At 37.6% G+C, this 12,483-nt stretch carries 9 protein-coding genes; 7 read left to right on the forward strand and 2 right to left on the reverse strand.

All coding sequences use genetic code 11. From position 1 onward, the window contains the following. Window positions 1-157: 157 nt before the first annotated feature. The gene (gene sppA / locus IO90_RS10185) at window positions 158-1,903 is read right to left on the reverse strand and encodes a signal peptide peptidase SppA (RefSeq protein ID WP_034966139.1); all 1,746 of its coding nucleotides are present in this window, start codon (window positions 1,901-1,903) and stop codon (window positions 158-160) included. A gap of 20 nt (window positions 1,904-1,923) precedes the next feature. Here sppA and folK point away from each other — a divergent pair, with 20 nt between their 5' ends. The 7 genes from folK (at window position 1,924) to IO90_RS10220 (ending at window position 9,835) form a co-directional block, all read left to right on the forward strand. Then, window positions 1,924-2,340, forward strand: a complete 417-nt coding sequence (gene folK, locus IO90_RS10190; RefSeq protein WP_034966142.1) for a 2-amino-4-hydroxy-6-hydroxymethyldihydropteridine diphosphokinase — start codon at window positions 1,924-1,926, stop codon at window positions 2,338-2,340. 21 nt (window positions 2,341-2,361) lie between these two features. Further along, window positions 2,362-3,786: an OmpA family protein gene (locus tag IO90_RS10195; RefSeq protein WP_034966145.1), complete on the forward strand. Its 1,425-nt coding sequence runs from the start codon at window positions 2,362-2,364 to the stop codon at window positions 3,784-3,786. Window positions 3,787-3,808: 22 nt separating this feature from the next. Then, a complete protein-coding gene (locus IO90_RS10200) occupies window positions 3,809-5,242 on the forward strand; it encodes an OmpA family protein (protein WP_034966147.1) in 1,434 nt (477 codons plus the stop codon). An 85-nt stretch (window positions 5,243-5,327) separates the two neighbouring features. Next, window positions 5,328-7,229 (forward strand): ATP-dependent DNA helicase RecQ, encoded by a 1,902-nt coding sequence (locus tag IO90_RS10205; RefSeq protein WP_034966148.1) that lies wholly within the window; start codon window positions 5,328-5,330, stop codon window positions 7,227-7,229. Window positions 7,230-7,424: 195 nt separating this feature from the next. Further along, window positions 7,425-8,372 carry a methionyl-tRNA formyltransferase gene (fmt, locus tag IO90_RS10210; RefSeq protein ID WP_034966149.1) on the forward strand — a complete coding sequence of 316 codons (948 nt, stop codon included), beginning with the start codon at window positions 7,425-7,427 and terminating at the stop codon, window positions 8,370-8,372. 10 nt (window positions 8,373-8,382) lie between these two features. Then, window positions 8,383-8,964 carry a GDP-mannose pyrophosphatase NudK gene (gene nudK, locus IO90_RS10215; protein WP_034968889.1) on the forward strand — a complete coding sequence of 194 codons (582 nt, stop codon included), beginning with the start codon at window positions 8,383-8,385 and terminating at the stop codon, window positions 8,962-8,964. A 40-nt stretch (window positions 8,965-9,004) separates the two neighbouring features. Further along, complete coding sequence (locus IO90_RS10220) at window positions 9,005-9,835, forward strand: endonuclease/exonuclease/phosphatase family protein (RefSeq protein ID WP_034966150.1); 831 nt, start codon at window positions 9,005-9,007, stop codon at window positions 9,833-9,835. Window positions 9,836-9,975: 140 nt separating this feature from the next. Here the strand turns inward: IO90_RS10220 and bglX are convergent, their stop codons facing one another. After that, window positions 9,976-12,198 carry a beta-glucosidase BglX gene (gene bglX, locus IO90_RS10225; protein WP_034966151.1) on the reverse strand — a complete coding sequence of 741 codons (2,223 nt, stop codon included), beginning with the start codon at window positions 12,196-12,198 and terminating at the stop codon, window positions 9,976-9,978. Window positions 12,199-12,483 lie beyond the last annotated feature (285 nt).

Here is a 12,483-nt window from a genome sequence, read left to right on the forward strand (position 1 = left end):
AAATGGCAGGCCTACTATTCCTCAATAGCAAAGGCATCCTTTTTTAGATTAATTGATAAACAGTTACAGTTTATTTTTGCAAAATCGATAAAAAAAAGCACAAAACCGATCATCGGTTTTGTGCTTTTTTTTTGATAATACGTACTTAAGTTTTTTATTAATCCAACTTGATGCTGAATGGTGTTTCCATCATCACAGTCGCTTTTGCATTAGGATCTGTCATCTGTTGGAATATTTTGAAATTCTCTTTACCTATTTTATTTCTAATCACTCTTGTCGAGAAATCCTCATCAGTTTCTGGAGAGAAAAATTGTTCAAACTTAGACACTTTCGCAGGATAAGTTGAAACGCCATAATCCTTCAACTTCGCAGATTTTGCAGCATAATTGATGGCATCTTGCAAATTACCCAACTCATCCACCAATCCGATTTCTTTGGCTCTTACTCCAGACCAAATTCTTCCGCCACCCACAGCGTCGATCTGTTCGAAAGATTTTTTTCTGTTTTGCGTTACGAAATGCACGAAACGCTGGTATGTAGATTCAACACTTCTAGTCATTATGGTAACTGCTCCAGGACTCAATCCATTGATTGCTGAGATCATATTAGAATTCGCATTCGTTGTCACAGCATCACTTCGGATTCCGTTTTTCGCCGCCAACTCTTTGAAGTAAGGAATCACACCGAAAACACCGATAGATCCAGTCAAAGTGTTAGGCTCTGAGAAAATTTTGTCAGCACCCATTGCGATGTAATAACCGCCGGAAGCCGCATAATCTCCAAAGGAAACAACAACAGGCTTAATGCGTTTCAATTGTTGCATTTCGAAAAGGATCTCGTCCGAGGCATTGGCGCTTCCACCCGGCGAATTGATTCTGAAAACTACAGCTTTAACATTTTTATCTTTTTGAAGTTTTTTGATTTCTTTCACAAAGTTGTCTGCGTAGATAGCATCATAGCCTTTACCATTGTATATAGTACCAGAAGCATATAAAACAGCAATTTTATCTTTGCCACCATCATCTTTTATAGAATTCGTGTACTTGGCAAAAGAAATTTTATTTATTTTTTTATCTGCATCGATTTTCAATTTTTTCTTGATGATGTTGTCGTATTCAGATTTTTGAATCAGTTGATCTGCCAATTTGTATTTCAAGCTCAAATTAGGAAGATAGCCATAAAGACTGTCCGTGATCATTTTGAAATCTGATGCTGGAATGTTTCTCGAAGCCGCTATTCTGGTAGAGGTGTTATTCCAAATGTCGTTAAGCAAAGTAGAAAGTTGCTCTTTGTTCTCTGGCGATATTTCATCCTTTAAAAAAGGTTCAACCGCTGCTTTGAATTTCCCATGTCGAATCACCTGGATCCCGATTCCATACTTCTCAGCAAAACTTTTATAAAAGGTAACTTCCGCAGAAAGTCCTTGCAAATTGATACCTCCAGATGGATTTAAGTAGTATTTGTCGGCAACGGAACCTAAATAATAGGCACTCTGAGAAACGGTGTTGCCATAAGCATAAACAAATTTTCCGCTTTTTTTGAAATCAACCAAAGCTTTTCGAATATCATCCAATTGAGTGATCCCAGCGCTGATGAAATCAGATTCTATGCTGATTCCTTTTATTTTATCATCTGTTTTTGCTTTATTGATGGCTTGTAAAACGTCATACAATAAAACTGCTTTTTGTTCTTTATTGATAGCGAAAAAATCTTCTTGATCTTCGGAAGGGCTGTCTATTATTTTAGTTTTAAGGTCCAAAGTCAAAACAGATTCGGATTTTACGTCCGATGTTTCAGAAACTGAAGATATTAATATGAAAAAGAGAAAAAATGCAAAAAAACCTGCAACAACAATGAAAATTGCAGTTAAATTTGCGAGAACGAGTTTGAAAAAACTTTTCATTATAAAATTATTTGTTTGATATGTCGCACAATAGTGTCGTTTTGTTACTGGGAAGTAATATTAATAATCCAGAAAATAATATCCAAATTGCTTTGAAAAAAATCGTAGAAAATATTGGTTTAATATTAAATAAATCTGAATTAATTACTTCTCAACCTGTAGAATTTGTTAGTTCTAATAATTTTTGTAATATTGCAATTCAAATTAAAACACAAATTTCGCCTATAAAGCTATTGGATAAATTGAAGGAAATAGAAAGATCAATGGGTCGTACCAGGGATTCTTCTTATTTCGGAGGGTATCAGGATAGGATTATAGATATTGATTTAATATTATATAATGATATAAAATTCATCTCTCGCAGATTAATTATTCCTCATTATAAAAATCTTTTTGAAAGAGATTTTGCAATAGGATTGATCAATGAAGTGAGATAAACAAACTTAACACAAATGATTATGAAGAAAAAACTATTTCTACTTCTCCTTTTACCTGTTCTCGGTTTTGCACAGACCAATGAGACAACAAGTGATACGGAAATCAAAACACAACCTTTTAACAACAAAAGCAGGCTTTTTAAAGATTGGTCCATCTCTGTAGGTGGTGGCGGGGCTTTTATGTCCCATGCAGATATCACTTCCTTTTATGGTGGAAAAGTCAATTGGGGCTGGAATGGCTATGTAAGCTTGGATAAGCAAATTAGCCATACTTTCGGAATTTCCTTATTATATACACGTGGAGAAACCAAACAAAAGGCATATTTGAATGACATTGCTGGGGTTGCACATGGCCATACAAAGTTTGATCAGATTGCTTTGATCGGAGATGTTAATTTCTCTAATATTATGAGAAGAGTAGATAATAAATCTAACTTCAGATGGGCTTTGCATGGCTACGGAGGAGTTGGGTTTTTGGGATACAAAACTTTCTTGCAAGATAATGCAGTGCTAAGCAAATGGCCACTTTACATTGAGCAAAAAATTGATATTTCCTCATTTAGTTATATTGGCGGTATCGGTCTAAAATATAACATTTCCAGATTGCTTGATATCGAACTTAGAACTATGTACATCATGAGTGGTGATGAAGAGTTTGATGGTGGCGGATGGACAAGAGATGCAGCTCCTGGATATAACTTAATCAATGATACTTATTCGGACAATGCATGGTTGGTAAATCTTGGTATTTCTTTCAAATTGGGAAGACATCAAGACCATCTGCGTTGGGTAGATCCATTGCAAAATGCTTATGCTAAAACTGCAGCTTTGGAAGAACAATTTATAGATTTCAAAGTTTGTGATAAAGGAGATGGTGATAATGATGGCGTGTGTGATGATTGGGACAGACAACTTGATACTCCAGCAGGAGCTAGAGTAGATGGGTCTGGTGTTGCATTGGATTTGGATTTAGATGGCGTTATCGATCTTTATGATAAATGTGTTACAGTTCCTGGGCCAATTTCTAACAATGGATGTCCATTAGAAACTGCTCAGCCATTAGTTTCAAAACAAGTTGCCATAGAAGAGATTAACAAATATTTCAATGGAATAGAATTTGAATTGAACAAAGACGTTATCAGACCACAATCTTTCCAAGATCTAAACCATGCTGCGGACATTATCAAAACATTAGGGGCAGGCGACAGCTTCATCGTTGTAGGTGCCACAGATAGCAGAGGATCTAGTGCTTATAATAAAAAACTTTCTCAATCAAGAGCAAATGCTGTTCTTAAATATTTAGTAGAAAAAGGCGTATCTTCATCTGTCCTTACGGCGGAAGGAAGAGGAAAAGAAGATTTAAAATATACCGAATGCGATCCGGCAACAAAATGTCCGGAGTGGAAAAATGAAGCAAACAGAAGAGTATATTTTGTAGCAAAATAATTAATAAAAAAAACATTCAAATATGAAACAAAATTTATTATCATTAGTAGCAGTGAGCTTATTGCTGCCTATGAGTTTAGCTGGTCAGGAAGCATCTACGCATGCGAATTCCGGGTCTCAAAATGTTTCCCCATTTACACAAGAGTCAAAAAGATTTAATGATTGGTCGATTTCTGTTGGTGCAGGTGTCCCCTTGATTCAGTCTGCGGATATGACATCCATTAAAAATGGAAACGGTAAAAACCTCTTTGGTTACTCTGCATACTTAAGTGTAGATAAAGCTATAACTCACGCTTTCGGTCTTAATTTGCAATACGACAGAGGCGAAACAAGACAAGGTTATGCAAATACAAAAGATCACACGATATTAACAGGAAGACAGATTGCTGGAAGAACTCAATACAATGCGATTTCAATCTTGGGAGATCTTAATTTCTCCAACCTTCTTAGAAGGGTAGATAACAAATCTCCTTTTAGATGGGCATTACACGGTTACGCAGGTATTGGAACTTTGGCCTATAAATCTTACAGACAAGATCCAGGACCGGTTTACAACCAAACGCTTAATTTTGAAGCAAAACCTTTCAAACTTAATTCACTATTCGGACAAGCAGGAGCTGGTCTTAAGTTCAAAATTAATAATAGATTGGATCTAGAAGGTAGAGTGATGTATGTTGTAACTGGTGATGATGAGTTTGATGGGGCCGGAGTTGGACAAACTGGCTACAACCTTATCGAGGATCAAATCTCTGACAATTTCTTCAACACGACTTTAGGACTTACTTTCAAATTAGGAAAACACGAGTCTCACTTGATGTGGCACGATCCATTGCAGGAGATCTATTACAAATTGGATGTTCTTAATGAAAAAACTCAAGATCTTGAAGTTTGTAAAAAAGGAGATGTTGATAATGATGGGGTTTGCGACGATTGGGACAGACAACTTGATACACCTGCTGGAGCAAGAGTTGACGGCGCTGGTGTAGCATTGGATGTGGATTTGGATGGTACAATTGATTTGTATGACAAATGTGTAACAGTTCCAGGACCAGTTGAAAACCAAGGTTGTCCTTTGACAAATACAACAACAGGTCTCGTGACAGATGCTACAGCAATTATGAAAGGAATCGAGTTTGATTTGAATTCTGATAGAATCTTACCTTCTAACACGCCAATTCTTAATAATGCAATTAACTATATCAATGGATCAAACAGTACTTTCAGAGTAATCGGAGGAACTGATACAAGATCTACAGAAGAGTACAACCAAAAACTTTCTGAGAGAAGAGCAAATAATGTTAAAGATTATTTGATCCAAAATGGAGCAGACAAAGCTAAATTAGAAGCAATCGGAAAAGGAGAGACAGACCTTCTTTACCCAGAATGTGAGCCAGCTGAGAAATGTCCAGAATGGAAAAACAGAGCAAACAGAAGAGTATATTTTGAAGTTAAATAAAAATATATTTTCATCATAATCAAAAACCGTTTCGTTTTATCACGAGACGGTTTTTTTTGTTTTAAAGAATTGATTAAATTTACAAATGCTTTCTTTCACAGACTCACAAAATATTTTAATTCATCAAACGCTCAAACAATTTTGGGGGTATGATGAGTTTCGGTCTTCACAGGAACAAATAATCCTATCCATCATCAATGGTAAAGATACTTTGGCGCTTCTGCCAACAGGCGGTGGGAAATCGCTTTGTTACCAATTGCCGGCGATAATTCTCGAAGGAACTTGCCTTGTGATTTCGCCTTTGTTAGCTTTGATGAGAGACCAACTGCAATCATTGCAAGCTTTAGGAATCGAAGCCGAATTACTAAGTTCCGACTTAGATGAATTCGAGGAAGAGACCGTTTACAACCGTTGCAAGGAAGGTTTGACCAAAGTTCTTTTCGTCTCGCCAGAAAGATTGCAAAATCAATTATTTTTAAGAAATATTCAGGAAATCCATATCTCGTTTATTGCAGTTGACGAGGCGCATTGTATCTCGGAGTGGGGACAGGATTTCCGCCCAAGTTATCAGAACATCAAAAAGTTTCGTCAGGATTTTAAGAATGTGCCGTGCTTGGCATTGACGGCAACAGCGACAGACCAAGTCGTTGACGAGATTTCAATCAAGTTGGGACTTCACCAACCTCAGGTTTTTAAACAAAGTTTCCGAAGAGAAAATCTCAACATTATCGTTGGGAATACTGCCGATAAGTATAATAGAATATTAGAATTCTTAAGACAAAATCCATCTTCCGGAATTATTTATACCAGAACCAGAAAGGAAGCGGAAGAACTCACGCATTATCTCAAAAATAACAGATTCCAAAATGTGGATTTTTTCCACGCCGGAATGACTGCCCGTGACAGAGAGAATCTTCAGAAAAAATGGATTACCAGCCAATTCCACGTTTTGGTTTCGACCAACGCTTTCGGGATGGGAATCGACAAAGATAATGTCCGATTTGTAATTCATTTTTCACCTTCCTCAACTTTGGAAAATTACTATCAGGAAATAGGAAGAGCGGGAAGAAACGGACAAGAGGCCATTGTCCTGCTACTTTGGAATGAACAGGAATTGAAGAATATCGATGATGTTTTCAAAAACCAAATCCCCAACAAAACCGAATACGAGAAAATCCTGATGTATCTGTATTCCATTTTTCAGATTGGAGATTCGGATTTGCCGGAACGGACTTTCCAATTGGACATCAACAGAATCAAAAATTTGACAAAATCATCAACGGCAAAAATCAAAAATATTCTGACGTTTCTGAATAATCAGGAATTGATTTATTATAAAAATTCAATCTCATCTTCCACCCTTCAAAGTTTTATTAATTCCGAAGATTTGGAACAATTGGCGCCGTCGGATGCTTATTTTATGGAATTGTTGTTCCGTAATTTGCCAGGTTTGGCGATTCAAAAAGTACATTTCAGCGACTTGGCATTTTGCAAAAAGAATGGATTTGATATCTTGACTTTCAAAGGAAGACTTAAACAATTGCAGAAAGCAGGACATTTGGAATATCTCGACGGCAGTCAACATTCCATCAAGTTCCTGAAACCTCGGAACGACCGACATCTTTCGGGCGAATATTGGTCGCTTTTCAATCAGATTCAGAAAAATAAATTAAAGAAATGGGAGGAAAATAAATTCTTCATCAAGGACACAGATTTCTGCAAAATGAAATTGATTCTCAGTTATTTTGGAGAACGTGATGCCGATAATTGTGGCAAATGTTCTGTCTGCAGAAAGAAAACAAATACGAAGAGAACTTTGTCAACAGAGATTTTCGAACAACTTGCCAAGCGACCGATGGCTTTGGAAGAGGTTGCCGCCAATCTCAATTTTCACTCCAAAGAATCCATTTCCGACACGTTAATCTTTCTTTTGGACATAGGTAAAGTCAAAATGTTGAATTACAAAACCTATATGTTAAACCAATAAAATTATTTGAATAAGTCGAACCACTTTGTTAGGTTTGGGCAGCTTTATCCGCCTTCCACTCCCAATCTTTTTTGCATACCATTTCCATTTAAATAGAACTTAAGATTACGCAAAAAAGGATTTCCGTTCAAGTCGGGCTGCGAGTGATTCGAATCAAAAATCAATTATCAACTATCATTTATCAATTATAAATCAATGACGAAATCCCTTAATGTCGTTTTTTTCGGAACTCCCGATTTTGCCAAAGCTTCTCTGGAAGCCATTTTCAAATCTCATCATAAAGTAGTCGGTGTTGTAACTGCTGCCGACAAAGCAAGCGGACGAGGAATGAAACTCACACCTTCACCAGCCAAAGTTTTTGCAGAAGAAAATGGGCTCAATCTTTTTCAACCCGAAAAACTGAGAAACCCGGAATTTTTGGAAACCATTCAAAATCTGAATGCCGATGTTTTTGTCGTGGTAGCTTTTAGAATGATGCCTCAAGTCTTGTTTTCGATTCCGAGGTTGGGAACTTTCAATCTCCACGCTTCATTGTTGCCGGATTATCGTGGCGCGGCGCCAATCAATTACGCGGTTATCAATGGCGAAACCAAAACAGGAGTCACCACGTTTTTCATCAATGAAAAAATTGACGAAGGAAGCATTCTTCTCCAAGCTGAAACAGAAGTTTTACCTGAAGACAACGCCGGAACTTTGCACGATAAGTTGATGAACATCGGCTCGGAATTAATCATCAAAACTTTGGATGGATTGGCTGATAATTCAATCGAAGAATTACCTCAACCTGACAAAGAAAATCCAAAAACTGCCTACAAAATTTTCAAAGAGAACCTGAAAATCGACTGGAATCAAAGTGCTGAAACCATTCATAATTTTGTGAGAGGAATGTCGCCTTATCCAACGGCTTTCACGATTCTGAAAGTTGGAGACGAAGAAAAATCCTTGAAAATATTCAAAGGAAAATTCGAAGTTGAATCTCATTCCCGTGAAGCTGGTGATTTTGATATTTCCAAAACCGAATTCAAATTTTATACAAAAGACGGAATTTATTATCCTGAAGATGTTCAAATCCAAGGTAAGAAAAGATTGCCAGTCAAAGATTTTTTGAATGGAATCCAGAATTTTGAAGATTATAAAAAATAACCCAACCCATATGCAAAATAGTAAAATCAAGATTCTAAAAACAGAAATCCTTTCCAATAATTGGTACACTTTGAACAAAGTGACTTTCGAATATCAGAAGAAAGACGGAACGCTGGAAACCCAAAGCAGAGAAGCTTACGACCGCGGAAATGGTGCGACGATTTTGCTATATAACAAAGAATTGAAAACCGTCATTCTGACAAAACAATTTCGACTACCAACTTACATCAATGGCAATGAAGACGGAATGATGATTGAAGCTTGCGCCGGACTTTTGGATAAAGATAATCCCGAGGATTGCATCAAAAGAGAAACGGAAGAAGAATTGGGTTATGAGATTTCGGATATCAAAAAGGTTTTCGAAGTTTATATGTCGCCAGGTTCTGTGACGGAGATTCTCTATTTTTTCATTGCAGAATATTCCAAATCGATGAAAATCAATGACGGTGGCGGACTGGAAGAAGAGCAGGAAGAAATAGAAGTTCTGGAATTGGATATTGATAAAGTGCTTGATATGATTGATAATGGCGAAATCAAAGATGCTAAAACGATTATGCTGATTCAGCATCTTAGGCTTAAAAATATATTATAAGAACCTTAAATCCGATATTATCAAAACTTAAATATCTAAAATGAAAAAATTATTATTTGGTTTAATGTTCTCTTCCAATTTCTTTTTTTCTCAGGATTTGAAAGTGATGACCTACAACATCCGATTGTCATTGGAAAGTGATAAAGAAAACGCTTGGGACAAAAGAAAGGACGATGCTTTGGCGCTGATGAACTATTATCATCCGGATTATTTCGGCGTGCAGGAAGCCGTGCCTCAGCAGATGATTGATATCAAAACCAATTTGAAAGATTACGATTATGTGGGCGTTGGTAGAGACGATGGCAAAAATCAAGGCGAATATTCGGCGATTTTCTACGACAAGAATAAATTAGAAGTTCTGAAATCAGGAACATTCTGGCTCAGCGAAACGCCAGAAAAACCATCGAAAGGTTGGGATGCGGCTTACAACAGAGTTTGTACTTATGCGTTTTTCAAAATCAAGAAAAGTGGGAAAAAATTTCTGGCGATGAATCTTCATTTTGACCACGTTGGTGATGTGGCGAGAGTCAATTCTTCCAAATTAATCCTTGAAAAAATCAAAGAACTAAATCCTCAAAATCTGCCTTTGACCTTGACAGGCGATTTCAATTTGACGGAAGATACAGAACCAATCAAAATCATTTCTCAGTCCTTGGACAATGTCTATTACCATTCGAAGAAGCCACATTACGGACCAAAAGGAACATTCACGGCTTTTGATGTGAATACCATTACAAGAGAAAGAATTGATTACATTTTTGTAAAAGGCTTCGAAGTCCAATCGAACCGGACAATCAATGACAGACGAGAAAATCTGCTTTATCCATCAGACCATTTTCCGATTTTGGCGGAGATTAGTTTTAAGAAATAATTATAAAAGCAAAATCCTCTTGTTGAAAGAGGATTTTTTGTTTTAACGGAAAAGTCTTCGACGCCGCTCAGACTGACATTGTTAAAAAAATAGTTTTTAGTATTAGAGTTGTCACACTGAGCGGAGTCGAAGTGTTTATGCTACTTTTCCCAAACAATCTTCTTCGTCATCACTTCACTGGAATTGGTCCCAACCATTATTTCAAATTCGCCAGCTTCCCAATCGTAATTCAAAGCGTCATCGTAGAATTTCAAATCCTCAGGAGTCAGTTTAAAAGTTACATTTCTGTTTTCGCCTTTCTTCAAAAATATTTTCTGGAAACCTTTAAGTTCTTTGATTGGGCGAACCACTTTTCCGAAAAGGTCGCGGATGTAAAGCTGAACCACTTCTTCACCATCAAATTTCCCCGTATTGGCAACATTCACATTGACGGTCAAAGTTTGATTGCCTTTCAGATTTTCAGAACTCAAATTGAAGTTGGAGTATTTGAAATTCGTGTAGCTCAATCCAAATCCAAACGGGAATTTCGGGTCGTTGTCCAAATCGATGTAAGCGGAAACGTAATTTCTGTCTGTGGATTTTCCAGCTGGTCTTCCGGTGTTGTAATGGTTGTAATAGATTGGGATTTGACCTTCTGTTCTTGGGAATGTCATTGGCAGTTTACCACCAGGATTCACATTTCCGAAGATGACATCGGCGATAGAATTTCCGGCTTCTGTTCCCAGCCACCAGCTGTAAACGATGGTCGAAATATTGTCCGCTGCCCAATCAAAAACCAAAGGTCTTCCGGCGTTTATCATCAAAATAATTGGTTTTCCTGTTTTGGCAATTTCTTTCAACAATTCTTCCTGAACACCGGAGAAATGTAGGTTGCTTCGGCTTTTCGCTTCACCACTCATTGCGTGTCCTTCGCCCAAAGTCATTATCACAACGTCTGCTTTTTTGGCCGTTTCGATAGCCTCTGCAAACATAGATTTGTTGTCGTCGTTTTCATTGCAGCCTTTCGCATAAAGCAAAGTTGAGTTTTTGTCTAATTGATTTTTGATGCCGTCAAATTGAGTGACGATTCTCTGCGCATCATCTTTAAATGGAACCGACCAAAATCCGTGCATCGCAACTGCTTCTTTTCCGAATGGTCCAATCAAGGCAACCTTTTTGGTTGATTTGGAAAGTGGAAGGATTTTCTTTTCGTTTTTCAAAAGAACGATGCTTTTCGCCCCGAATTCTCTTCCGAATTTTCTGTGCTCAAGATTATTGGTTTGTTGTTTTTGTCTTTCGGAATTTGAAAATTTGTATGGGTCGTCAAACAATCCCAATTCGAATTTCTTGATTAAGATTCTTCTCACAGCATCATCCACAAATTTAATATCCACTTTTCCTTCTTTTACCAGTTTTGGAAGTTGTTCCATATAGATTCTGCTTTCCATATCCATATCGGAACCTGCGAGGATGGCTTTTTCTCCAGCTTCGGCATTGTCCTTTGCAAAACCGTGTTTTATCATTTCGCCGATGCTTCCCCAGTCGGAAACCACAAAACCTTGGAATTTCCATTGGTTTTTCAGTAAATCTCTCAAGATATATTTGTTCGCGGTTGCCGGAATTCCGTTGATGTCGTTGAAGGAATTCATAAAGGTAGCAACGCCGGCTTCAGAAGCCGCTTTGAAAGGTGGAAGATAGGTTTCGTGAAGTTGACGAAGACTCATATCAACCGAGTTGTAATCTCTACCACCAACTGCTGCACCGTAAGCGGCGAAGTGTTTCGCGCACGCCATTATCGCATCGATGTTGCCTAAGCCTTTGCCTTGGAAACCTTTGATTCTCGCCAATCCGATTTTGGTTCCGAGGTAAGTATCTTCACCAGAACCTTCCATCACGCGTCCCCATCTTGGGTCTCTGGCAATGTCCACCATTGGTGCAAATGTCCAATGAACACCGAATGCCGAAGCTTCTATTGCAGCGATTCTTTCGGATTTTTCTATCATTTCCAAGTCCCAGCTTGCGGCCTGACCGAGGTTAATCGGGAAAGTTGTTCTGAAACCGTGAATTACATCTTGACCAAAAATCAATGGGATTTTGAGTCGAGATTCTAAGGCTAATTTTTGGAAAGCTTTTGTTTCTTCTGCGCCAGTGACGTTCAGCATCGAGCCGACTTTTCCGCTTTTTATTTCGTCCAATACTTTTTTGGAGTTGGAGTTTTGTGGTCCTGTGGCGTATTCGAAGCCGCTGTATTGGACGAGTTGTCCGGCTTTTTCTTCCAGGGTCATTTTGGAAAGGAGTTCGGTGACTTTTTGGTCGATGCTTTTTTGGGCGGAGATGGTGATTCCGAAGATTAGGAGGAGGAATGAAAGGCTGTATTTTTTCATTGTAATGTTGTTGTCTCTTTTTGAGAAATTGATAATTGTAAAAGTAACATTCTTTTGTAAATAAACTAAAATCTGATATGATTTTAATGATTTAAGTTTTTGTCATTCCGGAGGATACCTAACGAAATGGTTTGTCAATCTAAACAGTCTAGATTCCTACGGAATGACAAAGCAACGTTTTTATATTGACTCTTGTTATATACTGAATCTGCAGCCCGACTTGAACGGAAATCCTTTTTTGCGTAATCTTAAGTTCTATTTAAAAGGAAATCGTATGCAAAAAAG

The sequence above is a fragment of the Chryseobacterium sp. FH1 genome (genome assembly GCF_000735135.1).
Taxonomy (GTDB): domain Bacteria; phylum Bacteroidota; class Bacteroidia; order Flavobacteriales; family Weeksellaceae; genus Epilithonimonas.